This is a genomic window from Hyphomonadaceae bacterium ML37 (assembly GCA_027627685.1).
Classification (GTDB): domain Bacteria; phylum Pseudomonadota; class Alphaproteobacteria; order Caulobacterales; family Maricaulaceae; genus Oceanicaulis.
Window position 1 is genome coordinate 1,502,771 of record CP091241.1, and the last position, 25,015, is coordinate 1,527,785.

The following is a 25,015-nucleotide window of genomic DNA, read 5'->3' on the forward strand; positions in this document are numbered from 1 at the left end:
TGACCACGGCTCAGGTGTCAGTGGAGCCAGACCCCCATGTCGCAAACGCGCTTTGACCTCATTGTGATTGGCGGCGGACCGGGCGGCTATGTTGCCGCGATCCGCGCCTCCCAGCTGGGCTTGAAGACGGCCCTGGTCGAGCGCGAGCACATGGGCGGCATCTGCCTGAACTGGGGGTGCATCCCCACCAAGGCGCTGCTGCGCAGCGCCGATGTGTATGAACTGTTCCAGCGCGCCGGAGAGTTCGGTCTGGCAGCGGACAATGTGCGTTTTGACCTCGGCGCTGTGGTGAAGCGCTCGCGCCAGGTGGCCAAGCGCCTGTCGTCGGGTGTCGCCGGCCTGATGAAGAAGCACAAGGTGACCGTGTTTGACGGCGAAGCGAGCCTGAAGCCCGGCAAAACCGCGCCCGACGTCGCCGTGAAGGGCAAGGACGGCAAGGTCCAGACCCTGTCATCCGATCACGTGATCCTGGCCACCGGCGCACGCGCCCGCACCCTGCCCAAGGCGGGGCTGGAGCCGGACGGCAAGCTGATTTGGACCTATAAGGAAGCCATGGTCCCCGAAACCATGCCCAAATCGGTGCTGGTCATCGGGTCGGGCGCCATCGGCATGGAGTTCGCGAGCTTCTACCACACCATGGGGGCGCAGGTGACCGTGGTGGAGATGGTCGACCGCATCCTGCCGGCTGAGGACGCGGAGATTTCCGCCATCGCCGAAAAGACCTTCCGCAAGAAGGGCATGACCATTCTGACCTCAGCCCAGGTTGGCGAGCTCAGGAAGGGCGAGAAAACCGTTGCGGCTCAGGTCACCGGCAAGGACGGCAAGGCGCAGGCTATCGAGGCGGAGCGGGTGATTCTGGCCATCGGCATCACCGGCAATGTCGAGGGGATCGGACTGGAAGCGCTGGGCGTGGAGCTGGACCGCGGCCACGTTGCCGCCGACGGCTATGGCCGCACGAATGTGAAGGGGCTCTATGCCATCGGCGATGTGGCCGGCGCGCCCTGGCTGGCGCACAAGGCCTCCCATGAGGGCGTGATCTGTGTCGAGGCCATCGCCGGGCTGAAATCCCATCCCATCGACAAGACCAATATCCCCGGCTGCACCTATTGCCATCCGCAGATCGCATCAGTGGGCCTGACCGAGGCGCGCGCCAGGGAAGCCGGGCATGAACTCAAAATCGGCCGTTTCCCCTTTGTCGGGAACGGCAAGGCGATTGCGCTGGGCGAGGATCAGGGTCTGGTCAAGACGATCTTTGACGCCAAAACCGGCGAGTTGCTGGGCGCCCATATGATCGGCGCCGAGGTCACCGAACTGATCCAGGGCTTCGCCGTGGGCCGCACGCTCGAGACCACCGAGGCCGAGCTGATGCACACGATTTTCCCGCATCCCACGCTCAGCGAGATGATGCATGAGAGCGTGCTGGACGCCTATGGGCGCGCGCTCCATATCTAGCGGCCGGGCAGGTTCAAATCCGCCGTCCGCCGCCAGATAAATTTATCGTTATTCGGAAAATTTCTCTTTGATATCGAGTTTCGATATGTTATCGAGTTTCGATATGGTTGGTCCCATATGAGAGACTGCCGCCATGCCCGACCGGACGCCAGGCCAAAAGGCCGGCGCCGGACCGGGGGGCGGAACCGGACGAGGAGAGACGCCCATGTTCAAGATGTTCAAGTCGATCACGCTCGCCGCCCTGGCCGCAGCCGCTGTTCTGGCGGGTCCGGCGTCCGCGCAATACGTCGGCGGCAATCTGCAGCTGGATCTGGATGAAAGCGGCGATATCGGCATCGCCGGCGCCAATGTGCGCCTGACGGGCCGGGTCGGCGGCACGGTGTCGGTGGCGTCTGCCGATTTCTTCACCAGCGCCGATATCGGCGGCGATCTGGAAATGGCCGCAGCGAACGTCACGGTCGCCGGCCCTGTCCATGGCGATGTCACCGGCATTGCCGCCAACATCACGCTGGATGCGCCTGTGGGCGGCGATTTCGACGCGGCGGGCGCCAATGTTACGCTGCTGAGCGTGGTCGGCGGCGAGATGAGCGCGCGCGGCGCGGTCATCACCATAGGGCGTGAGGCGCGGGTCTCGGGCGAAGCGGATTTCGCCGCCCGTGAAATCATCATCGACGGCGTTTTGGGCCAGGGCGGCAAGCTGGCCGCGCGCGATGTCAGCATCTCGGGCACAGTCGACGGACCGCTGGATATTGCCGGGCGCGACATCAGCTTCGCCGCCAGCGCGCGGATCGAGGGCCCGGTGACGGTGCGCTCCCCCAACCCGCCGCGCGTGGCCGAAGGCGCGGTCATGGGCGAGCTGACCTATGTCGAAGCGCCCTTCATCGAAGACAATCACTCGCGAAGCGATGTGTCGCTCAGCTTCATGCCCTCGCCCTGGGCGGTCGGCGGCGTGCTCGGCGCCAGCGCTTTCATGCTGGGCTTCCTGGCCTCGGTCATCGCGCCGCGCGGTGTCGCGGGTGTGGCGCTGGCTTTCCGCCGCCGTCCCTGGGTGTCGGGCTTTCTGGGCCTCGTGGTGCTGGCCATGTCGCCGGTGCTGATCGCCACGCTGATGGTGCTCCTGCTGATCACAATCATCGGCATTCCGCTGGCTGTGCTGCTCGTCCTGGCGGCGCCGATCCTGTATTTTCTGGCCTTCGCCTTTGGCGGAGTGGTGATCGGGGATGCGGTCCTCAATCGCTCGGGCGGACGGGCCGGGCTGGGCCTGCGCATCACCTCGCTCTTCCTGGCCATCATCGCGATCATCGCCCTGAGCGCGATCCCGTGGCTGGGCTTTGTGGTGCTGCCGCTGGTGCTGTGCATCGGCCTGGGCGCCTGGACGCTGGCGATCTTCGGGCGCGAGTCGCTCAAGGGGCTGGAGGCCGGCGCGCCCGACGCGGTCTGATCAGACGTTTGCCGAAGCGCCGCTGCGCCATACCGGCGCAGCGGCGCGCCTTTTCAGCAAGGCGCGCTTGAACGCACCGCGCGCGAGGTCCATCTTGCGCGCCATGACGACGATCATCGACGCCCGCACCGCCCGCGCCCAGCGCCATCCGGAAAAGCAGAAGCGTGAAGACACGCCGGTCCTGCGCAAGCCGGACTGGATTCGCGTGCGCGCGCCCGCCGGCGGTGTCTTCGCCGAGACCCGCAAGCTGGTGAAGGACAATAATCTCGTCACCGTATGCGAGGAGGCCGGCTGCCCCAACATTGGCGAGTGCTGGTCGCAGAAGCACGCCACCTTCATGATCATGGGCGATACCTGCACGCGCGCGTGCAGCTTCTGCAATGTGAAGACCGGCCTGCCGGCCGCGCTGGACGCCGACGAGCCGCGCCGCGTCGCTGAAGCCACCGCCACCATGGGCCTCGAGCATGTGGTGATCACCTCGGTGGACCGTGATGATCTGGCCGATGGCGGGGCGCAGCACTTCGCCGACGTCATCGCCGCGATCCGCGCCGCAACGCCGAAGACCACGATCGAGATCCTGACCCCGGACTTCCTGCGCAAGGCAGGCGCCGCCGAACAGGTGATCGACGCGCGCCCGGACGTGTTCAACCACAATCTGGAAACCGTGCCGCGGCTCTATCTCTCCATCCGTCCGGGCGCCCGGTACTATCACTCCCTGCGCCTTCTGGAGCGGGTGAAGGAGCGTGACCCCTCCCAGTTCACCAAGTCCGGCCTGATGGTGGGCCTGGGCGAAACCCGTGAGGAGGTCATGCAGGTGATGGACGACATGCGCTCGGCGGGCATCGATTTCCTGACCATCGGCCAATACCTGCAGCCGACCCGCAAGCACGCCGCGGTGGAGCGCTATGTCACGCCCGACGAGTTCAAGGGTTATGAGACCATTGCGCGGGCCAAGGGCTTCCTGATGGTGTCAGCCTCGCCGCTGACCCGGTCCAGCTATCACGCCGGAGAGGATTTCCAGCGCCTGCGCGCCGCGCGCGCGGCGGCGCTGGCCTCGGGGCGAACGGTCTAGCCGTGTCCTCTGAGCACGTCGAACGCTTGCGGCTGCGCCACCGGCCCGATGATCTCTTCGATCTGGTCACCGATGTGCGCGCCTATCCGCGCTTCATTCCCCTGATAAGCGCCATGCGGGTCATGCGTGAAGACGTGACCGCGGGCGTGGGCGAGCTCGACGCCGAGGCACGCGTGCGATTCCGCTTTGTGCGCGAGAGCTTCACCACCCGGGTGTCGCTGAACCGGCCCGAGCGCCGCATCGATGTGGAATACCTGTCCGGCCCGTTCGACGACCTGGCCAATCAGTGGCGGTTTCACCAGCTTGATGACGGGTCAACGCTGGTGGATTTCTGGATCCGCTACCACTTCCGCAATCCGATCCTGCAGGTCCTGGTGGACACCAATCGCTCGCGCGCGATCCGCTATCTGATCAACGCCTTCCGCACCGAGGCCGAGACCCGCTTCGAAACCGTCGGCGCGCGCGACTACGCGTTGTCCGGCGCGCTCAATGATTTTCGCGCTGCGGGCAGCTGAAGCCTATTCAGCAAAAGTGGGAACCGGTTTTGCGGTTCGAAAAGGCGGCAATCCAAGACCTAGCCGCCGCGCATCGGCACCACCGGCGCCACGTCGATTTCCTCCACATCCTCCAGCGGCGGCGCCCAGAGACGTTCCTCGGCCAGGAAGCCGGCGAGCCCGTCCAGCCTTCGCTCGGCGTCGATGCGGATATCCATGTAGAACAGGTTGGAGGTGGGCGTGCGCCGGTCCTCGCCGACCCGCGCCGCCCGGCGCAGGGCCCGGGTGCGCGGCTGGTCAATCATCAGCACGCCGGCCTGGCACTGGGCGCCGGTCTGGCCAGCCATGGGCGAGGGCGTGTCGGTGAGGTCGAGCCCGTCAGCCGCGGCGCCGCCGCGATGCAGGCGGGCCGGGGCGTAATCCTCCGCCGTGGTCCAGAGCACAGGATTGACGCACAGCAAGGCGCGTCCGGTCACCGGCGCCAGATCGCCAGCGGCGTCCCAGGCGCGCGCGCGCTGGGTGATCGCCTCGATGCGCCCGCGCTCGTCCGACCGCGCCGCCGCCCAGGCGATGACGCAACGCACATCTTCGGGCCGGTGACAGGGCGGGATATCCGCCAGCGGCCCGGCAAAAAGGTCCAGCGGGACTGAGGTTTCCATGAGATAGGCCGCAGCCAGACGCGTGCGCAGCTCCGGATCGGGCGCCACCTGATGGATCAGCACGCCCAGCGCCTGATTGGCGCCCTGGCCTGCGCCCGCAATGATGAAGGGCCGGTCGGGACCGATCTCGCGCGCGAAGACCTCGAACGCCGCGCGCACATCCTCGAACGCCAGCTGGCGCGCCTGCACGGAGTCCTCGCGATTGTTAAGAAAGGTGTAGAGCGCGGCCTGACGATAGTGCGGGGCGTAGAGGACCGCATCGTGGACCAGGAAGGGGGCGGCGAAGTTCGGCAGCGCCGAGCGCGCGATGACCTCGGCCTCCTGGGGCCGGTCAAAGGGCGCATTCCAGTGCGCGCCGCCTTCATAGGTGGTGGGATGGACGAAGAAGACTGCGGGCGTCTCCGGATTGTCCGGCGCGCTGTCCGGACGCACCGCCCAGGCGTCGGCCAGCGCATAGTCCGGCGCGGGCGGGCGCTCATAGGTCTGGAAGGGGATGCCGGGATCGAGAAAGGTCTGGAAAATCTGCTCGCGCATGATCCAGGCCGCAGCGATGGTCAGCCCGATGAACACGGCGGCGCCGGCCAGCACCAGGCGCCAGAACCAGCGGCGCAGAAGCGGGATGGGGGAGGCTGAGGTCATGGCCGACAGCTAAGCCCTGAAGGCTGCTGTGAGCAAGTGCAGCCATGATTTGGCCAACGCCTCAAAACACCGCATCATGGCCGCTCGCAACCTTCATGGAGGCTTCCGACCCGTGCTGCGCTGGCTTCGCACAAGATTTCTGACCGGCGTCGCCGTGGCGGCGCCATTGGCGATTACCGTCTGGCTGATCGTCACCGTGGTCAGCTTCATTGACCGCACGATCAAGCCGCTGATCCCTGCTCAGTACAATCCGGAAAGCTATCTGCCCTTCGCCATTCCGGGCATGGGCGTGCTGATCGCCATCCTGGCGCTGACCTTGCTGGGCGCGCTGGCCGCGAACATTCTGGGCCGCACCCTCATCGCCATCGGCGAGCGCTTGGTGAACGGCCTGCCCTTCATCCGCAATGTTTATGGCGCGCTCAAACAGATCATCGAGACCGTGTTTCAGGGCCAGCAGCACTCCTTCAAGGAGGTGGTGCTGGTCGAATATCCCATGAAGGGCAGCTATGCGGTGGCGTTTGTGGCCTCGGAAGGGCGGGGCGTCATCCGCCAGGTGGTGGGGCAGGGCGAGCAGGTGATCGGAGTGTTCATCCCGACAACACCCAATCCGACCTCCGGCTTCCTGCTGTTCGTGCCGCGCTCGAAGGCCGTGCCGTTGGATCTGACCATCGAGGAGGCGGCCAAGCTCATCATCTCGTTCGGGATTGTGCAGCCGGACCGCCTGCCGGCGGGCGTGATACCCGCCGATCATCCGGCCAGTGCGCAAGCGGCGCCAGCAGACAGGCGGCCAGTCGACAAGGTCTAGGTTTCTCAGCGTGACGGAGCGAGGCGATGTCTGAACGGGTGACAGCCAATCTGCCGGCGATCGATTTCGATGCGACGGCGGCCTTCTACATGAAACTTGGCTTTGAAGTGGATTTCAAAGACAAGGGCTGGATGATCCTCTCAAGAGGCGCGCTCGAGATCGAGTTCTTTCCCTACCCCGATCTGAACCCTTGGGAGTCCTCGTTCAGCGCCTGCGTGCGCGTCGCGGACGCGGACGCGCTGCGCCGCGAATGGTCCGGCGCCGGGCTCCCGGGACACGGCATTCCGCGCCTGACCGAACCGTGGAATGACCCCTCCGGCCATCGCATGTTTGCGGTCGTTGACGAGAACGGGAGCCTGTTGCGCTGCATGTCGCCGCTTTGACAGCCGACCGGGTGCTGGTCTGACCTCCGACTGGCCTCAGCGCCCGCGCAGATCGGCTTCACGTAGCCGGTCCCAGCTGCGCGGCGAGCTCATCAGATCGCGCACGAACTCCATGTTCGCCGCCACCATGTCCTCGGGCAGATCGCTGCGGGCGATGTTTTCAGCTTCGGCGAACCGGCCCTGAAGGGCCAGAGCGAGGGCGAGATTCTGGCGCGACTCAGGCGCGGCGCGGTCATGGTCGACCGCCTGGCGCAACAGGCGCTCGGCTTCTTCAGGATCGCCGCCGAGCATGTGGCTCATGGCCAGATTGGTCAGGATCGCCGGCTCGCCCGGGCTCAACGCCAGAGCGTCCATGAACAGGGCGCGCGCCCGCTCGCTGCGTCCGGCCTGCTCCAGCGCCACGCCATAGGCGTTGTAGAGCCGCCAGTCATCAGGGCGCGATTGCAGGACCCGGTTGAACGATTCCACCGCCTGCACGCCCTGGCCTGACGCCGTCTGGGCGAGCGCATACTGGGTGAGCAGCGCCATGTCGTCGGGATAGAGGGCGAGCGCCTGACGCGCGACTTCGGCCGCGCGCGCCGCTCCGCCAAGCTGGCGCAGCACGGTGGCCAGCTCCAGCGCCGCTTCGCGGTCTGCCGGGTTCATCTGATAGGCCTCGGCCCAGAAAGCCGACTGGGTCAGCAGGTCCTGATTGCGGATCGCCGCGCGTTCATCGGCGGTGGCCGGCGCCAGCGAGCGGGCCTGCATGTCCTGAGCGAGGGATTCTTCCTCGGGCGTTAGCCGCGTGCCGCCGGTCGTGGCGCCGCAGCCGGTCAGGACAAGGCTCACAAGGGCGATTGCGGATACGGTCGCGCGCATGCTCTACCTCTTTATCAGCGCTTTAAGCGCCCACTACTCACGCGCGCCGGTCAAGAAGCCGTTAACGACTGACGCGCCCCAGCCGATATGGATTGCCTGACATGACGCAGACCCAAGACCTGTTCGCCGATTCGTCCGCCTCAGGACGGCTGGCGCGGGTGGTGACGACGCATACGCTGGCCGATGTGCTGGCCGGCCTGCCGGACCCGGCGCGCGCCCATGCCGTTGATTGCGGGTTTGAGGCGGGTCCGAGCCAGGTCTTGATGCTGCCTGCAGGGTCCGGCGCCGATGCGCTGGTGGGCGCCGGTCCGGGCTCAAGCCCGTTTGACGCCGCCGGGGCGGCGCTGACCTTGCCCGAAGGCGACTGGCGGTTCGAGAATCTGCCTGAAGGCTGGGATCCGACGTTGTTCGCGTCGGCCTTCGCGCTCGGCGGCTATCAGTTCACCCGATACAAGGCGCCCCGGCGCGCGGCGGCGCGGTTGATCCCGCCTGCGGGCGCGGACCGGGCGGAAGCCTCGCGCGTGGCGCACGGCGCCATGCTGACGCGCGACCTCATCAACACCCCGGCCGGCGACATGTTGCCCAGTCATCTGGAAGCGGCTGTACGCGGGCTCGCCGCCCGGTTCGGCGCGCACGTGTCTGTGATCACCGGCGATGATCTGCTTGAGGAAAACTACCCGCTCATCCATGCGGTGGGCCGGGCTTCCACCGATGCGCCGCGCCTGATCGAGCTGCACTGGGGCGAGGACAGCCATCCGCGCCTGGCGCTGGTGGGCAAGGGCGTGTGCTTTGATTCCGGCGGGCTGAACATCAAGCCCGGCGACGGCATGCTTTTGATGAAGAAGGACATGGGCGGCGCGGCCAGCGTGATGGGCGTGGCGTCCATGATCATGGATGCCCGCCTGCCGGTGCGCCTGCACGTGCTGATCCCGGCGGTGGAGAACGCCATATCCGGCAACGCCTTCCGCCCGGGCGACATTTTGAGCTCGCGCAAGGGCCTGACGGTGGAGATCGGCAATACTGACGCGGAGGGGCGTCTGGTGCTGGCCGACGCGCTGACCCGCGCCATCGAGTTTGATCCCGATCTGGTGGTGGACATGGCCACGCTCACCGGCGCGGCGCGCATCGCGCTGGGCCCTGAACTGGCGCCGCTCTACACCGATGATCAAAGCGTACGCGATGGCGTGACGGCGGGCGGGCAGGCGGTAGACGATCCGGTTTGGCCGATGCCATTGTGGGATGGGTATGACACCCTGATCGACAGCCCCATCGCCGATCTGTGCAATACCGGCGGCAAGCTGGCCGGGTCGGTGACGGCGGCGCTCTTCCTGCGCCGCTTCGCCCGAGACGCGCGCGCCTGGGCGCATTTCGACATTTATGGCTGGAACCCGTCAGCCCGTCCCGGACGCCCGCAGGGCGGCGAATTGCTGGGCGGGCGTGCGCTGTGGCATTATCTGCAAAAACGTTACGGGGGCTAGGCGATGACGGATTACCAGGTCACCGCCGGCGTCGCCGCGATCCGCAGCGAGCCCGAAGACGACGCCATGCAGGTCAGCCAGCTTCTGGCCGGCGAAGTGTTTCATGTCGAGCGCGAACAGAATGGCTGGGGCGAGGGTGTCTCGCGCCATGACGGCTATCGTGGCTGGGTGGCGATGGAGGCCCTGTCCGCGCCGGTGCTGATCCCCACCCACACCGTCTCCGTGCTGCGCACCTATGTCTTCTCAGAGCCCGATCTGAAGTCCGCGCCGCGCTTTCTGATCTCGATGAATGCCAAGGTCTCAGCGGGCGCCCGCAGCGGAAAATTCGTTGAAGCGCAACGCCTTGGCTGGGTTTTTGAAAGTCACCTGGCGCCATTAGGAGCCCATGAAGACGATCACGCCGCCGTCGCCGAACGCTTTGTCGGCACGCCGTATCAATGGGGCGGCAAGGAAAGCCTGGGACTGGATTGTTCGGGACTCGTCCAGACCGCGCTGGAGCGCTGCGGCGTGCTGGTCCCGCGCGATAGCGGCGATCAGGAAGCCTGGGCCGGCGCCTACTGGGACGAGGTAGATATTGATGAGGAGCTCGGCGGACTGCAGCGCGGCGATCTGATGTTCTGGCCCGGTCATGTGGGCATTCTCACCTCGCCGGACACGATCATCCACGCCAACGCCTTCCACATGCTGACCGTCGCCGAGCCGGTCTCGCGCGCCGTCATGCGCATCGCCTACCGCCATGCCCCGGTGAGCGGGGTGTTCCGGGCGAGGGGGTAATGCGAAACGTATTCCTTTAAGGGGAATGGCCGACGTGGTATGATCATTTCGTGGCGAGATCCGGCTCTTGAGCATTTCTTCCGGTCCGGGCGTGTTCCAGCTCGGGCCGGGTGGGCGCAGTCTGCGGCGGTCGAAGCGCGCAAGCTCGATATGCTGGACGCCGCCGAGCGCCTGGACGATCTGAAAGCGCAGCCGGGCAATCGTCTGGAAGCGCTTAAGGGAAACCGGGCTGGGCAGTATTCGATACGGATCAATGCGCAATGGCGCATCTGTTTCGTCTGGCGCAATGGCAAGGCCGAGGAGGTGGAGGTTGTCGACTATCACTGATCCGGTGCGCCTGCGCACCCATCCCGGCGAGGTGCTGCGCGAGGAGTTCATGGCGCCGCTGGGCGTGTCGCGTAACCGGCTGTCGCGCGAGGCGGGCCTGCCTTTGTCTGCGGTCTCGGCCATTGCGGCGGGCCGGCGGGCGGTGACGGCGGAGACGGCCTTGCGGCTGGCGCGCTATTTCGGGACCAGCGCCCAGTTCTGGCTGAACCTGCAAAGCGCCCATGATCTGGCTGCGGCTCAGGCGTCGGTGGGCGAGGCCATCAACCGCCATGTCCAGCCCCTGAACGCGGCCTGAGGCGCGCTCGCCGCGCTCAACCATTGACGGGTGCGGCGTTGACGCTGAATGCTGGACCTCCATGTGGCAGCGCAGCAACCGGACCCTTCCATGACCGCGTCCCCGACTGAAGTGTTTTACCGGGAGCGGCGCCTGCCGCCTTATGTGTTCGCGGAAGTGAACCGGATGAAGGCCGCCAGCCGCAAGGCGGGGCGCGATGTCATTGATTTCGGCATGGGCAATCCGGACCTGCCGCCGGCCCAGCACGTCATCGACAAGCTGAAAGAAGTCGCCGCCGATCCGCGCGCGCACCGTTATTCAGCGAGCCAGGGCCTGCCCTCGCTGCGCCGGGCGCTGGCGCGCTATTACGAGCGCCGGTTCAATGTCGCGCTCAACCCCGATACCGAAGTGTGCGTCACGCTGGGCTCCAAGGAGGGGCTGGCCAATCTGGCGCAGGCGATCACCGCGCCGGGCGATGTCATCCTGGTGCCGGACCCGTCCTATCCCATCCACATGTTCGGCTTCATCATCGCGGGCGCCGCCGTGCGTCCGGTGGGGTTTGATAACCCCGAGACTTTCCTGCGCGATGTGGCTTTGGCGTGCAAACGCTCCATACCCGCGCCATCGGCCCTGGTGCTGAATTTCCCCTCCAACCCCACAGCGCGCGTGGTGGGCCTCGATTTCTATGAGGAGGCGGTCAAGCTGGCGCGGGACAACAACCTGGTGATCATTTCCGATCTCGCCTATGCCGATATCTGGTTTGACGGCGGGCCGCCGCCCTCCATCCTTGAGGTGAAGGGCGCGCGCGATGTGGCGGTGGAGTTCACTTCCATGTCCAAGACCTATTCCATGCCGGGCTGGCGTATCGGGTTCGCGGCCGGGTCCGCGCGCCTCGTGGAGGCGCTCAAGCGCGTAAAATCCTATCTCGATTACGGCGCCTTCACGCCGATCCAGATCGCGGCGGTGGCGGCGCTGGACGGCCCTCAGGACGGGGTGGAGGCGGCGCGCGTGACCTATCGCAAGCGCCGCGACGTCATGGTGGAAAGCTTCGGACGCATCGGGTTCAATATCCCCAGCCCTCCGGCCACCATGTTCGCGTGGACGCCGATCCCGGAACCCTTTGCCCATATGGGCTCGGTGGAGTTCGCCAAGCGCCTGCTGGAAGAGACCGATGTGGCCGTGGCGCCGGGTCTGGGCTTTGGCGAGCGCGGCGATACCCATGTGCGCCTGGCGCTGGTTGAGAACGAGCAGCGCATCCGTCAGGCGGCGCGGGCCATGAAGGGCTTCTTCGCAAAGGGATGAGCCGCTCACGCCTGACGCGAATGCGCCTTGCCTGAAACGCGCTACAGGCGCAAAACTTGCCCGTGTGGACGCGGTTTTTGATCCCTCCCGGCGCACGCCCGGTTTCTGGGAGCGCAGCGCTGTGGCCGTGCTGGGCGGCCCTGCAGGCTTCAGCGCGCCTGATCCCTCGCGCCTGATCCTGTGGCTGCCCTGCGCGCTGGCGGCGGGGGCAGCAGCGTATTTCGCCCTCCCCGAAGAACCGCCCGCCTGGGCGGCGCGGGCGCTGATGGCGCTGGCGGCGGTTCTGCTGGCGGGCGGGGTGCTGGCGCGTAGCCGGGCGGTGATCCTCTACGTCCTCATTCTCGCCGCCATGTTCGTGTTCGGACTCGGTCACGCACAATTGCGCACCGAGCGCACCGCCCCGCCGCCGCTGGAGATTTCAGGGCGCGCGGTCGCCGTGGAAGGCTGGATCGAGGCGGTGGAGCGGGGCGGGACGCGGCCGCGCCTGCGCATCCGGGTCACCGCCATGGACGGCGCGGAAGAGCCGCCAAGGCGCATAAGGGTGCGGGCCGGGCTGGCGGACTTTGCGCCGGGGGACGGTGTACGGGTGCGCGCTGTGCTGAGCCGCCCCTCAGGTCCCGCCGCGCCGGGCGGTTATGATGGCGGGCGCGCGGCCTGGTTTAGTTCCGTCGCACTGACCGGCTATGCCATTGCGGCGCTGGAACCGGCTTCGATTCAGGGCGGCGGGTTCAACCGCTGGCTGGCGGGGCTGCGATGGCGCCTCGCCCAGAGGGTCGAGACGGTCGCCGGAGAGCGCACGGGCGCTGTGGCCGCAGCCCTGCTCACCGGGGAGCGCGCCGGGGTCAGCGAAGACGACGCCGAGGCGCTGCGCCTGTCAGGGCTGGGGCATATTCTGGCGATATCGGGCCTGCACATGGCGCTGTTCGCCGGCGGCGTGTTCTTCGCGGTGCGTTTCATGCTGGCGAGCATCGAGCCGTTGGCGCGCGCCCATGATCCGCGCAAGCCCGCCGCCCTGATCGCCATTCTGGCCGCGACCGCCTACCTCATCCTGTCCGGCGCCGCCGTGTCGACCCAGCGCGCCTGGATCATGGCCTGCGTGGTGCTCATAGGCGTGCTCATCGACCGGCGCGCCTTCTCGCTGCGCTCGCTGGCGCTGGCGGCGCTGGCTGTGCTGCTGATCGCACCCGAAAGCGTGATCCATGCCGGCTTCCAGATGAGCTTTGCTGCGGTTGCCGCGCTGATCGCGGTGTATGAGGCGTGGATGCGGGTGCGGCCCGCGCCGGAGGGACGCCCCGGCCTGATCGGGCGCGCCGTGGGCAGCTTTGCGGGCCTCACCGTGACGTCTTTGGTGGCGGGCGCGGCCACCGGCGCGTTTGCCGCCTTTCATTTCCAGCGCATGGCCGCCTACGGCATGGTCGCCAACCTGCTGGCCATGCCGGTCTTCACCTTCTGGGTGATGCCGGCGGGCGTGATGGCGCTGGCCGCTGCACCTTTCGGGCTGGAGGGCGTTTTTCTCTTTGCCATGGATTACGGCCTGCGCGTGGTGCTCGCCATCGCCCACTGGACGGCCGGCTTTGAGGGCGCTGCGGTGCAGGTCACGGCCGCCGATGGGCGGGTGGTGGCGCTGTACGCAGCCGGGTTCTCGATGCTGACCCTGGGCCTGGGGCTGGCGCGTCTGACAGGCGGCGCCGTGACGCTTCTAGCGCTGGCGCTATGGACCGCGCAGAGCCCGCCCAGTCTCATGATCGCCGATGGCGGCGTCGTGCTGGCGCGGTTTGAGGAGGGCGCAGGTTTTCAAGCGACCAACACGCGCCGCGCGCGCTTCGCCTCAACGGTTTTGCTGCAGCGCGCCGGGGAGGGCGGAGCGCGCCCTGAACGCGCCGGGCTTGCCTGTGACACGCTGGGCTGTGCGGGCCGCACGGTGGAGGGCGTGCTGGTGGCGGTCACCAGCCATCCGGAAGCCCTGGTGGAGGATTGCGAGCGCGCCGATCTGATCCTGTTTCAGGGCCGCGCCAGCGCCTGGCGCAAGCGGCGCTGCGCCGCCATCCTGCTGGACAATCCGGCGCGAGAGGAGTTGGGCGGCGCGGAGGTCTGGATCCGCGATGGCCGCGTCATCCGCCTGCGCACCGCCAATGACGCGCGGCGGGGGAGGCCGTGGGAGACGTGATCAGGTGTTGACGGGGCTGCACCCCATACCCCTCGCGCCCGGCCTCCAGCGCGTATAGTCGAACCTGATCGAATCGCGAGGACGATATGGGCGAGCAGTTTCCCGGAGACGGCGGGCGGATATTCGAGGAGAGCTTTGAGGATGCGCTGTCCTCGCGCTATCTCGCCTATGCGCTGTCCACCATCACCCAGCGGGCGTTGCCTGATGCGCGCGACGGGCTGAAACCGGTTCACCGGCGCCTGCTCTACGCCATGCGGCTGCTCAAGCTGGACCCGGACTCGGCGTTCAAGAAGTGTGCGCGCGTGGTGGGCGATGTGATCGGCCGCTTCCACCCCCATGGCGACCAGGCGGTGTATGAAGCGCTGGTGCGCCTGGCCCAGGATTTCGCCAGCCGCTATCCGCTGGTCGAGGGCCAGGGCAATTTCGGCAATGTGGACGGCGATGGCGCTGCGGCCATGCGCTATACCGAAGCGCGCCTGACCGAAGCCGCACGTCTGATCCTGCAGGATTACGATGCCGGCACGGTCGATTTTCGCACCACGTATGACGGCGAGGATGAGGAGCCGCTGGTGCTTCCCGCCGCCTTCCCGAACCTTCTGGCCAATGGCTCGGCGGGTATTGCGGTGGGCATGGCCACCAATATCCCGCCCCATAACGCCGCCGAGCTGTGCGATGCGGCGCGCCATCTGATCAAGACGCCCAATGCAGCCACCGAGACCCTGATGAACTACGTCAAGGGGCCCGACTTCCCCACGGGCGGCGTGTGCGTCGAACCGGCCGGCTCCATGTTGGAGGCCTATGTGACCGGGCGCGGGGGCTTCCGCCTGCGCGCGCGCTGGGAGGTGGAGGAGGCGGCGCGCGGCCAGTGGCGCGTGGTGGTCACCGAGATTCCCTACCTGGTCCAGAAATCCCGCCTGATCGAACGCATCGCGTCGCTGATGGAGCTAAAGAAGCTGCCGCTTCTGGCCGATGTGATGGACGAGAGCGCGGAGGATATCCGCGTCGTGTTCGAGCCCAAAAGCCGCAGCGTCGATCCGGCCTTGCTAATGGAATCGCTGTTCCGGGTCACCGATCTGGAAGTGCGCTTCGCCATGAACATGAACGTGCTGGACGCCACCGGCGCGCCGCGCGTGGTGGGGCTGAAAGAGGCGCTGCGCATCTGGCTGGATCACCGGCAGGTGGTGGTGGTGCGCCGCGCCCGCGCCCGGCTGGAAAAGGTGGAGGACCGGCTGGAGGTTCTGGCCGGCTATATCATCGCCTTCCTCAATCTGGACGAGGTGATCCGCATCATCCGCGAGGAGGATGAGCCGCGCCCCGTCCTGATGGCGGCGTTCAGCCTGACCGAGCGTCAGGCCGAGGCCATCCTGAACATGCGCCTGCGCTCTTTGCGCAAACTGGAAGAAATGACCCTGCGCGCCGAGGCGGACACGCTGGGCGGGGAGCGCTCGGCGCTGCAGGAACTGATCGCCGACGAGGCCGTGCAGTGGAAGGCCGTGGACACCGAAATCGCCGAGGTGAAGAAGCGCTTCGGCCCCGCCACGCCTCTGGGCAAGCGCCGCACCGAGTTCGCCGATGCGCCTTCGGCCGATCTGTCCGACGCGGTGGACGAGGCCCTCATCGCGCGCGAGCCGATCACGGTCGTCCTGTCGCGCATGGGCTGGATCCGCGCTCTGAAGGGCCATGTGGATGATCTGTCGACGCTGAAGCACAAGGACGGGGACGAGACCCTGTTCGCGGTCAAGGCCGAGACCACAGACAAGCTCCTCCTGTTCACCACGGACGGGCGCTGGTTCACCCTGGATGCGGCGAAACTGCCCGGCGGGCGCGGCTTTGGCGAGCCGGTGCGCCTGATGGTGGACGCCGCCGACGATGCCGACCCGGTATCGCTTATGCGCCACGATCCGGCGCGCAAGCTCCTGCTCGCCTCCACATCGGGCCATGGCTTCATCGCGGAGGAAAAGGAACTGCCCGCCGCCAAGCGGGCCGGGCGCCAGGTGCTGACGCTGTCTGCCGGCGCGCGCGCCATGGCCGCTGTGCCGGTCACGGGTGACCGGGTGGCTGTGCTGGGCGAGAACCGCAAGCTGCTGGTCTTCCCGCTCGACGACATGCCCGAAATGGTGCGCGGCAAGGGCGTGCGCCTGATCGGCGGCTCCAAGCAGGCCGGGCTCGCCGACATCACAGTGTTCGCCAGCGAAGAGGGTCTGGTGCGCATTGATCCGGCAGGCCGGCGCCATCTGGTTGAAGATTGGCGCCTGTTCGAAGGCCGGCGCGCCCAGGCCGGCAAGCTGGCGCCCAAAGGCTTCACGTCCAAGCGGTTTGACGGGCGGTAGGGCTGGTGCAGCCGGCTCAGCACGCTCTCCCTCCCCTCAAGGGGAGGGGGTATAGATAAATCTGGAATTTAATATCAGCCACGCGTGCTGTAGCGGATCGTAATCGAACGGCGGGGAGCGGATTCAATTACGCCTTCGATTTTGGATCGGAGCGTTTTACCTAGCCAACAGTCTCTACTAATTTCCAGCCCGCATCAGAGGGCTGAGCCAAAATGTCAAAATTTTTGGAGATACTGGACGATGGACTGCAGAAATTCCGGGTTTCGATAGGATAAATAGATTCCAACATAAACAGCAAGTAATATTGCTGCGATACCAAAAATAGAAATTAACCGTGTGACGAATGGACCCCTGATAGAATTAAGTAAAGAAACACGATCAAACGCGTGATCATATTCCGTTTTGCGCGGTATAATTAGACGGTATTTCCACCCGTCATCTCTTCTCCAGCGCACCACCCATGGATCATGAACCATATCAATAATGTAAATCGGCCAGAGGACATACATGTTAAAATAAAAGTAACCTCTATGTATAAAGTGTAGTAATCGCGGAGTCTTCCGTAATTTATCTTTAATTTTATTTATTAATTTCTGTAATGATAGAAGACGAACACTCGAAGATTGAAAGGTTCCGCCACTGTTATTTGTAACCTCATTGAACGTTGGTCCTACAGCATTTAACAAAGCAGATCCAAGCAAAAAATAGCTAAAAGATAGGTCTTTCACAAATTGCGGGAATATATCCACTTGAAAAACGGTTATAGGGAGCCCTATCGTGAAATTAAATATTATCCTTGATATTTCTCCGGCCAACTCGGAAACAATAAATAGAAATGGTGGAGATTCCGCAAAAAATATCCTTATTAAAAGGCCGGATAGGCTTAGCGAAGCAATAAATATCGCAAACTGCGAAGAAAGTGTTTTTATAAAAGGGAAAAACCTATTCCGCCGTTGCCTCATTTTATGCCCGCCATAAGCTAAATTATTTGAGGCGTGATGCGGCTAGCAAGAAGCCTTGGTATTAATGCACCCACCCGACACGTCCCATTCTCACTCACGCCAAAATCCTTTGCGCTGAACTCATGCTCCCGGAGCATCTCCAGCACCTTGCGCTCAGCTTCCGGCCTAGCCGACTCCATCCGGTCGAATACGAATGTATCGCGGTCTGGGCGCGTGTCACCATGAACAATCCCGATTGTCGGGTCATATCCGTCTGCGATGATCGCGATGCGGGTGCGAATTTCGAGCATGCCGTAGGCGTAATTGAGCATGGCGTTGACCGGGTGCGTTGCCCGCCGGTTGCTCGGAACCTTCTTCGCCCTGAGCGATGAGCGTGATTGATAGGTCAGCCAATCTTGCGGGATGGCGTTCTGATCGCGCGCTTTCGACGGATCGGCGTTGTGCGCCATGTCCGAAAGTATGCCCGCGAGACCTGGCCCTCCAGGCCGAGCAATTCAGATACGGTTTGAGGCGGGCTGCGCTCCAGAATGGCTAGTACTTCTTCTGCGCACGCCATCGCGCGCGCGAATGTCAGAGGGCGGAAAACAGGCTTGAAGATTGTCGAGCGTGCCTTCGATCTTCTGGCGAATAAGGTTCGCGCCGAACGCGGCGCGAGCCGCCTCTTTGGTCCGCCTCTGTCTCTGCCATGCGGCTTTCTCGGGATCGCTGGCTTAGCTGGGCTTACCGACAACCGACTGAATGCGGCCATCCCAACGCAGGCGGATGAGCGGCGTGTCCTGAGAGCCCAGCCAATCAAGCGCGTCCAGCGTGATTTCGCCGGAGCCGTCCACGATCACGATACGCGGCGGGTGACCTGAGACCCTCTGCTCCCTCAGTTATTTTGAGAGTCTGACCCTTTCATATTGGATGGTTTGAGGTGTGGCCAGCGCGCCGGGAGTGGAGCCCGGATGCGCTCGAGCGAGTATCCGGAAACGCCATCATATTTTCCGCTGGACTTATCTATACCCCTCCCCTCAAGGGGAGGGACAGCGGACAGCGCCGTCTTCAACCAAATCCGCTCCAAATGCGATGGCCTTGGCGCTTGACCGGCCGTTGACCCTGTCTGCGTTGTCAGTTGGCGTTGGCGCGCGTGCGCGTTAAACCATGGGCAAGCGGTGCTGACTCGCGCCGGGCTTTAGGAGTGCGACATGGAATTCATGGTGTTTTTGGCCATCATCGTGGTGATCGGCCTGGTCATCGTCCTGATCTACAACCGGCTGGTCGCGCTGCGTCAGACGACGCGTCAGGCCTGGGGCGATATCGACGTCCAGCTCAAGCAGCGCCACGATCTGGTCCCCAATCTGGTGGAGACCGTGAAAGGCTACGCCGCCCACGAGAGCCAGACGCTGGAAAACGTGGTCAAAGCCCGCCAGCAGGCGGTGGACGCCAGCTCGGTGAAAGACCTGGCCCAGGCCGAGAACATGCTGACCGGCGCGCTGCGCCAGCTGTTCGCTCTGTCGGAAGCCTATCCGGACCTGAAGGCGAACCAGAATTTCCTCAAACTCCAGAACGAGCTGGCGGATCTGGAAAACAAGATCGCCGCCGCGCGCCGCTTCTTCAACAATGCCGTGTCGGAATACAACACCGCCATCGAACAATTCCCGGCGGTCGTGCTGGCGGGCATGTTCGGCTTCAAGGAGAAGGAATTCTTCGAGATCGGCGGTACGGAACGCGCGACGCCGTCTGTGTCTTTCTAGGGGCGGGGCCGATACGCCAGACGGCTTTGAAACAGGCGCGCCAGCCAGCTGAAAAGCGGCTGGTTGGTGTTTAGTCTGTGCGCATTAACGACGGCTTCAGCCAGCCCGTGAATATCGTTGTGAATGAAGGGCGACAGAGTGAGCGGCGCGATGGCGCCACCTGTTATCTGGCTCAGGTCGATCTCCAGAACGGCGCGCGCCATGCGTCCATTGCCATCGCGATATGGGTGAATCAAAACCAGCGCGAGATACCGCATCATGGCCCAGGCTAAAGGGTGAGGCGCCGCTGCAAGAGTCAGGGCGCGCCACTGGTCCATCAGTTCCGGCAGGTGTTCCGGGTCGGGATACAGCATCCGGTAGTTGCCGCAGACGCCTGATCGGGCTGTTCGGGTGCGAAATTCGGCGCAGGCGCCCAGCACGCGTTTCGCGATCATGTTTAGATCGGCCGGGGCGTCTTGCAGGTCGTCCAGTGAAGGACGTGTCCGCCCGGCAAGATGATCGGCATGCCGGAGCAGGCTCGATTGATGGCGGGCGCTCGTCCTGGCCAGGTCTCGGGCCAGCGCGATGTCATCAGGCAGCGCCCGCAGCGCCTTCAGCCCGGTCAGAAGCGCTTCCAGATGGTGATGATCAAGGTCGGGGTAGGCGAATCTGGGCCTCACGTCCAACAGGTTCACCCGCATGGCGTCACGGCGCATCGTCCGCTGCACGAGGACGCAGGGGCAGGTCGTCTATCCCGTACTCACGGGTGAACTCGCTCGCGATCACAAGCTGGCCCGGCCAGCCGATATCATCGCTGATCCACTCGCGCACCTCGTCGTAAAGCACCTCTCCATCCTTGATGGTGATGGTGTAAATCAGGAAGCTGAATGAAACAGGCCGCGTCACCGGTCGAACGGTGCCAAAATGGCCATATTGACGGGTCAGATGAAGCTTGAGGCGCAAGTCGAATTCATCACCATACATGCAAGCGATGCGATCCAGCCGCGCGACCGTGTAATATTGAGCCATGGCGCGATTTACGAACTCATTTACCTGATCACTATATGTTTCTCCATCGAGGAATAAGCGATATGTATAGTGTCCTATTTCCTCTGAAATATTGCCGATAGTCCGGTTTGAGGTCAGCCGGATCGCTCCCAGACGGCAAGATGCTTCGAATGCCGTCTCCACGTTTGTGTTGTAGGGAACATATCGGCAAGATTCATCCGCGTGATCCGGGCCGGGGTCGATGCAGAACGTCTGCGCATCCGCCGATATTGCTCCCGCCGACCAAATGGCCCACGCGGTCAGGAGCCCAAGGACCCACTTCATAACACGACCCTCTCAATCCAGTCGCAAACCACAAGCGTTTGTATTGCCGCCTCTAATTTGGGCCATTTCATGTTCCGAGAATTCACGTAATGAGGGCGTCCCGGGCACATTATGCTGTTCTGGAGGGAACCAGACAATATAGTCCATGAAATTAGGATCAATCATTGCCGTTGCACCCATAAGAAACCCGTTACTTCTCAGGTGCTGAGCAAATCGTGCATCGTCTTCGCTGGGTCTCGGATCGTTGCGGTGAAGGTGAGCGAACCCTACGATTGTATCTGTACCCGGGATGTTGCGCAGGGCCTGCAGCGGTCCGGATGGAACTCCATTTTCCACGCGAAAGCTGATGGTGTCTGAGCTGTTCGACGTAAAAGTATCCGTCGCTCTCAATGCTCCGCTTTGGTCTCGCACAATAAATACGCCATGTTCAATAAACTGAGTGCCGGACACCCGGCTTATGAGTGTCGTCGCCGCTGTCTGCGCCACAGTCCTGACGTTCTGAATATCATCCGGCAGGTGCGCTGATGACGCCTCAGACTGCCCCTGGCATGGGTCCTCGCCCTGAACGGGATCAGGATCGCCCCAATCGCCACCGCCTCCGCCCTGATCTGTATCGGGATGAAGGTGCATACCCGGGCCACTCGGGCCTGGATCGTAGGGCGGCGTCAGTCTCGTGCCTGTGATGACAATGACATCGGTGGTCATGATCTTCTCCACACTATTATGCACTTCAAGATAGCATAAAAATAGCGTCAAAAATGTGACCGGGCTGCGTTCCGGTTTGTGGGCAGGAAGCGAGGCGACCGTGGTCAATCCCTCAAGTGCGGCTGCGATATTGACCGGCCCTCCCGGCCTCCCCAACAGTGCCACTGGGAGCGCGAAGCCGGACCAGCGCCGGTTCAAACAACGGAGGAGCCGCCCATGATCGCTGCGGCGGGTCTGCGCACGCATATCTGGAACAATAACCTGAAATCCATTGTCCTGATGGCGGGGTTTCCGGTGCTCCTGCTGGCGCTGACCTATGCCGGGGCGCTGTTCTTCGTTGCCTACTCGGCCGATGCGCCGGGCCAGCAGGAATTCGCGCTGGCGCTGGACTGGACGCTGTCGGCCATCCCCTTCGTGCTGGTGGCCGCCGGGGTCTGGTTCATCATCGCCTGGCTCGGCTATCAGCGGATGATTGACGCGGCCACTGGCGCCCATACCGTGCGCCGGACTGATGAGCCCAAGCTCTATAATCTGCTCGAAAACCTGTGCATCTCGCGCGGGCTGACCATGCCGGCCTTGCGCATCATCGAAACGCCGTCCCTGAATGCCTACGCCACCGGGCTCAGCGAGCGCCAGGCGGCGGTGACGGTGACGCGCGGGCTGATGGACAGCCTTGATGATGACGAGCTCGAAGCGGTGCTGGCCCATGAGCTGACGCATATTCGAAACCGCGATGTGCGCCTTCTGGTGATTTCGGTGATCTTCGTGGGGATTATTTCCTTCGTCGGCCAGATCTTCGCGCGTGGCATGTTGCGCGGCTCGGTCGCGCGTGCGGGCGGGGCGCGCCGGGGCGGAGGCGGCAATGCGGGCGTGCTGATCATCGTGGCGCTGGCCATTGTGGCGCTGAGCTATGTTTTGGCGATCATGATCCGCTTCGCCATGTCGCGAAAACGCGAATACATGGCCGATGCGGGCGCGGTGGAACTGACGCGCAATCCCGATGCGATGATCGGGGCGCTGAACAAGATTTCAGGGCGCACCACCATCGACAAAGCGCCCGAGGAAGTGCGCCAGATGTTCCTGCACGATGATTCAGCCTCGTTCGCGGGCCTGTTCACCACCCACCCGCCCATCCCCAAGCGGATCGCGGCGCTGGAGGCCTATGCGGGGGGATCGTCGGTCCGGGCCGGGGCCTGAGGCGCGTCGTCCTCGTCCAGGAGGTCGCGATAGGTGCGCGCGTATATGAACCAGACCGAGGTGAACAGGGCGGCGACGACCGGGCCGATCACCAGGCCGATAAAGCCGAACAGGGTCAGGCCGCCCAGCGTCGACAACAGCACCATCAGATCGCTCATTTTGGCGTCCTTGCCCACCAGCATCGGGCGCAGCACGTTGTCGACATGCATGATGACGACAAAGCCGAATATGGCCAGCACGACCGCCGCGACGGGCGAGCCCGTGGCGAACAGCCAGATGACCGCCGGCCCCCAGACCAGCGGCGTGCCGACGGCCGGAATGATAGAGATAAGGCCCGCCACTGCGCCCCAGAACACCGAGCCCGGCACGCCCGCAATGGCCATGGCGCCGCCGGTCAGCGAGCCCTGGATCAGGGCGATGATGAAGGTGCCTTTCACGGTGGCCCGGATCGTCGAGAGCGTGCGTTCCGCCAGCACTTCGCGATCGCGGTCGCGCATCGGCAAGAGGTTCATGGCGCCCTTGAGCGAGCTCTCGCCGGATGTGAGCAGATAGAACAGGGCGAACAGGAAGACGATGGCGCCCAGCGCAAAACCCAGCGCGCCGCCCGTAGCGCGGGTCAGGCCATTGATCATCGCGCCGCCCAGACCGGAGGCCAGCTCATTGAGCCGGCGGGCCATTTCGCCCTGATAGGGGGCGAGGGCGTCCTTGAACGGCACCCAGTCGGGCAGACCGGCCAGGCCTTCTTCGCGGAAATTGCGGATCTCGCCCTGCAGCCAGGGCAGCACGGTCTGGCCCACCTCCACTGCCTGCTGGGCGACAACCCCCAGAATTGCCAGCAGGGGCAGGAGGATCAGGAAGACGGCCAGAACCAGCAGCAGGGACGCGGTAATCTTGGGACGCCCGCCCATGAGTGATGACAGCCTGCGCTGCACCGGCATCAGGAAAATGGCCATCACAGCCGCCAGAAACAGCGCGCCGAGAAAATCGCGGATCATCCAGAGGAAAACGGCGGTCAGGCCCAGCGCGAGCGCGACAATGAAGACCCGTTGAAGCTGAAGCCGGCGCGCGTCATGAACCATAGAGCATCCTTGGCAAGGCAGTCGCCAGCCAGGGCAGGGCGATCACTGCGGTGATCGCCGCGATCTGGATGCCGACAAAGGGCATGGCGCCGCGATAGATCGCGGCGGTGGTGACCTGCGGCGGAGCTACGCCGCGCAGGTAGAATAGCGCAAAACCGAAGGGCGGCGTCAGGAAACTTGTCTGCAGATTCAGCGCCATCAATACGCCGAGCCAGATCGGGTCCACGCCCATGAACAGCAGCACTGGCGCCACGATGGGAACCACCACGAAGGTGATTTCGATGAAGTCGAGGAAGAAGCCCAGAAGGAACATGATGATCATGACCACGGCCAGCGCGCCGTAAATGCCGCCGGGCACAGCCTCCAGGGCGGCGCGCACGGTCTCGTCTCCGCCCAGCTCGCGGAACACCAGCGCGAACAGGCTGGCGCCGATCAGGATCACGAACACCATGGCGGAGATTTGCGCCGTGGAGCGCATCACCTGGTCCAGCACGCCGGTGCGGTGAAGCCGCCACAGCGCAAACGCGCCGCCCGCGGCGGCGATGGCGGCCAGGGCGTAGCCGGCGGTCAAGGCGGCGCCCGGCGCGCCCGACCGCAGATCAATCACCAGCACCGATCCGATGAGCGCGGCCAGCGCCAGCGCGCCAATAGCCACGATCGCGCGGCCGGCCAGCGGGTTGGTTGCGCCCCCCGCATTACGAAAGCCCGCCAGCAAGGTCGCGCCGATGGCGCCAACGCCCGCCGCTTCCGTAGGCGTGGCGAGACCGCTGAGGATCGAACCGAGCACGGCGACCATCAGCACCAGTGGGGGCAGGAGGGCGGCCAGGATTTTGCTCCAGTCAGCCTTCACTTCGGAACGCGCCGCCGCCGGCGCGGCGCTGGGCCGGGTGACGGCGACGAACACCTGATAGAGGATATAGGCGCCCACCAGCATCAGGCCGGGGATCAACGCGCCGGCGAACAGATCGCCCACCGAGATGATGTCGGGCGAGAAAATGCCCTGGCGGCGCTGCGCGTCGGCATAGGCCGATGACAGCTGATCGCCCAGCAGGACCAGAACGATGGAGGGCGGGATGATCTGGCCCAGCGTGCCCGAGGCCGCGATGGTGCCTGAGGCCAGCCCCGGATCGTATCCACGCTTGAGCATGGTGGGCAGGGATAAGAGGCCCATGGTCACCACTGTGGCGCCCACAATGCCGGTGGAGGCGGCCAGCAATGCCCCGACAATCACGACTGAAATGCCGAGGCCTCCGCGCATGGCGCCGAACAGCGCGCCCATGGCCTCGAGCAATTCCTCGGCGATGCGTGATTTTTCCAGCATCACGCCCATGAAGACGAACAGCGGCACAGCCACCAGGATCGCCTTGTCCATCTCCATGATGTTGCCATAGATGCGCTGCGGGAAGGCGCGCAGATGCAGCGGATCAAACAGGTCCAGCGCCAGCCCGATCAGCGCAAACGCAATCGCTACGCCCGCCAGCGTGAACGCCACCGGGTAGCCCCGCAGCAAGGCTGCAAACGCGGCGGCGAACATTACAAACGGCAGAAGATCGATCACCAGTGCCATGAC

General features: G+C 64.6%; 23 protein-coding genes and 1 pseudogene. 16 read left to right on the top strand and 8 right to left on the bottom strand.

Features of this window, described 5'->3' with window-relative positions:
- The first annotated feature begins 36 nt into the window (after positions 1–36).
- From lpdA to L2D01_07400, 4 genes are all read left to right on the top strand, one after another.
- Entirely contained in the window at positions 37–1,452 is a 1,416-nt protein-coding gene (lpdA, locus tag L2D01_07385) for a dihydrolipoyl dehydrogenase (GenBank protein ID WBQ11599.1), read from the top strand.
- 205 nt (positions 1,453–1,657) lie between these two features.
- A complete protein-coding gene (locus tag L2D01_07390; GenBank protein WBQ11600.1) occupies positions 1,658–2,893 on the top strand; it encodes a hypothetical protein in 1,236 nt (411 codons plus the stop codon).
- Between the two features lie 103 nt (positions 2,894–2,996).
- On the top strand, positions 2,997–3,965 hold the full coding sequence (gene lipA, locus L2D01_07395; protein ID WBQ11601.1) for a lipoyl synthase: 969 nt from the start codon (positions 2,997–2,999) through the stop codon (positions 3,963–3,965).
- Positions 3,966–3,967: 2 nt separating this feature from the next.
- Positions 3,968–4,480 (top strand): type II toxin-antitoxin system RatA family toxin, encoded by a 513-nt coding sequence (locus L2D01_07400; GenBank protein WBQ11602.1) that lies wholly within the window; start codon positions 3,968–3,970, stop codon positions 4,478–4,480.
- Positions 4,481–4,539: 59 nt separating this feature from the next.
- On the opposite strand, the gene L2D01_07405 is transcribed toward L2D01_07400, so the two are convergent.
- Positions 4,540–5,757, bottom strand: coding sequence for a DUF3089 domain-containing protein (locus L2D01_07405; GenBank protein ID WBQ11603.1), 1,218 nt, complete (start codon positions 5,755–5,757; stop codon positions 4,540–4,542).
- 112 nt (positions 5,758–5,869) lie between these two features.
- Between L2D01_07405 and L2D01_07410 the strand changes: the two genes are divergently transcribed.
- Both L2D01_07410 and L2D01_07415 read left to right on the top strand, forming a co-directional pair.
- Positions 5,870–6,562 carry a DUF502 domain-containing protein gene (locus tag L2D01_07410; GenBank protein ID WBQ11604.1) on the top strand — a complete coding sequence of 231 codons (693 nt, stop codon included), beginning with the start codon at positions 5,870–5,872 and terminating at the stop codon, positions 6,560–6,562.
- Positions 6,563–6,588: 26 nt separating this feature from the next.
- A pseudogene (locus L2D01_07415) lies at positions 6,589–6,804 on the top strand (hypothetical protein).
- A 177-nt stretch (positions 6,805–6,981) separates the two neighbouring features.
- On the opposite strand, the gene L2D01_07420 reads toward L2D01_07415, so the two are convergent.
- Positions 6,982–7,803, bottom strand: coding sequence for a tetratricopeptide repeat protein (locus tag L2D01_07420; GenBank protein WBQ11605.1), 822 nt, complete (start codon positions 7,801–7,803; stop codon positions 6,982–6,984).
- Positions 7,804–7,904: 101 nt separating this feature from the next.
- On the opposite strand from L2D01_07420, the gene L2D01_07425 reads away from it, so the two are divergent.
- The 8 genes from L2D01_07425 to L2D01_07460 all read left to right on the top strand — a co-directional run bounded on the left by L2D01_07425 (position 7,905) and on the right by L2D01_07460 (position 17,433).
- A complete protein-coding gene (locus L2D01_07425) occupies positions 7,905–9,281 on the top strand; it encodes a leucyl aminopeptidase family protein (protein WBQ11606.1) in 1,377 nt (458 codons plus the stop codon).
- A 3-nt stretch (positions 9,282–9,284) separates the two neighbouring features.
- Positions 9,285–10,055: a C40 family peptidase gene (locus tag L2D01_07430; protein ID WBQ11607.1), complete on the top strand. Its 771-nt coding sequence runs from the start codon at positions 9,285–9,287 to the stop codon at positions 10,053–10,055.
- Between the two features lie 39 nt (positions 10,056–10,094).
- Positions 10,095–10,382: a type II toxin-antitoxin system RelE/ParE family toxin gene (locus L2D01_07435; GenBank protein ID WBQ11608.1), complete on the top strand. Its 288-nt coding sequence runs from the start codon at positions 10,095–10,097 to the stop codon at positions 10,380–10,382.
- A complete protein-coding gene (locus L2D01_07440) occupies positions 10,366–10,677 on the top strand; it encodes a HigA family addiction module antitoxin (protein ID WBQ11609.1) in 312 nt (103 codons plus the stop codon). Before L2D01_07435 ends, L2D01_07440 begins: the two co-directional genes overlap by 17 nt.
- A 90-nt stretch (positions 10,678–10,767) precedes the next feature.
- Positions 10,768–11,958, top strand: a complete 1,191-nt coding sequence (locus tag L2D01_07445) for an LL-diaminopimelate aminotransferase (GenBank protein ID WBQ11610.1) — start codon at positions 10,768–10,770, stop codon at positions 11,956–11,958.
- Between the two features lie 64 nt (positions 11,959–12,022).
- Positions 12,023–14,125: a ComEC family competence protein gene (locus L2D01_07450; protein ID WBQ11611.1), complete on the top strand. Its 2,103-nt coding sequence runs from the start codon at positions 12,023–12,025 to the stop codon at positions 14,123–14,125.
- Positions 14,126–14,211: 86 nt separating this feature from the next.
- Entirely contained in the window at positions 14,212–16,455 is a 2,244-nt protein-coding gene (gene parC / locus L2D01_07455; GenBank protein ID WBQ11612.1) for a DNA topoisomerase IV subunit A, read from the top strand.
- Between the two features lie 777 nt (positions 16,456–17,232).
- On the top strand, positions 17,233–17,433 hold the full coding sequence (locus L2D01_07460) for a hypothetical protein (GenBank protein ID WBQ08741.1): 201 nt from the start codon (positions 17,233–17,235) through the stop codon (positions 17,431–17,433).
- A gap of 1 nt (position 17,434) precedes the next feature.
- Here the strand turns inward: L2D01_07460 and L2D01_07465 are convergent, their stop codons facing one another.
- Positions 17,435–17,866, bottom strand: coding sequence for a CRISPR-associated endonuclease Cas1 (locus tag L2D01_07465; GenBank protein WBQ08742.1), 432 nt, complete (start codon positions 17,864–17,866; stop codon positions 17,435–17,437).
- A gap of 738 nt (positions 17,867–18,604) precedes the next feature.
- Between L2D01_07465 and L2D01_07470 the strand changes: the two genes are divergently transcribed.
- On the top strand, positions 18,605–19,153 hold the full coding sequence (locus L2D01_07470; protein ID WBQ08743.1) for a LemA family protein: 549 nt from the start codon (positions 18,605–18,607) through the stop codon (positions 19,151–19,153).
- Here the strand turns inward: L2D01_07470 and L2D01_07475 are convergent.
- From L2D01_07475 to L2D01_07485, 3 genes are read right to left on the bottom strand one after another with little or no spacing between them, the layout of a single operon-like run.
- A complete protein-coding gene (locus tag L2D01_07475; GenBank protein WBQ08744.1) occupies positions 19,150–19,848 on the bottom strand; it encodes a Fic family protein in 699 nt (232 codons plus the stop codon). The two genes, L2D01_07470 and L2D01_07475, sit on opposite strands and share 4 nt — an antisense overlap.
- Positions 19,838–20,464, bottom strand: coding sequence for a hypothetical protein (locus L2D01_07480; protein WBQ08745.1), 627 nt, complete (start codon positions 20,462–20,464; stop codon positions 19,838–19,840). Before L2D01_07480 ends, L2D01_07475 begins: the two co-directional genes overlap by 11 nt.
- 12 nt (positions 20,465–20,476) lie before the next feature.
- Positions 20,477–21,169 (bottom strand): hypothetical protein, encoded by a 693-nt coding sequence (locus tag L2D01_07485; protein ID WBQ08746.1) that lies wholly within the window; start codon positions 21,167–21,169, stop codon positions 20,477–20,479.
- Positions 21,170–21,385: 216 nt separating this feature from the next.
- Here L2D01_07485 and L2D01_07490 point away from each other — a divergent pair, with 216 nt between their 5' ends.
- Positions 21,386–22,366 (top strand): M48 family metallopeptidase, encoded by a 981-nt coding sequence (locus tag L2D01_07490; GenBank protein WBQ08747.1) that lies wholly within the window; start codon positions 21,386–21,388, stop codon positions 22,364–22,366.
- Here the strand turns inward: L2D01_07490 and L2D01_07495 are convergent.
- Positions 22,330–23,445, bottom strand: coding sequence for an AI-2E family transporter (locus L2D01_07495; protein ID WBQ08748.1), 1,116 nt, complete (start codon positions 23,443–23,445; stop codon positions 22,330–22,332). The two genes, L2D01_07490 and L2D01_07495, sit on opposite strands and share 37 nt — an antisense overlap.
- The gene (locus tag L2D01_07500; GenBank protein WBQ08749.1) at positions 23,435–25,012 is read right to left on the bottom strand and encodes a TRAP transporter large permease subunit; all 1,578 of its coding nucleotides are present in this window, start codon (positions 25,010–25,012) and stop codon (positions 23,435–23,437) included. Before L2D01_07500 ends, L2D01_07495 begins: the two co-directional genes overlap by 11 nt.
- Between the last annotated feature and the right edge of the window lie 3 nt (positions 25,013–25,015).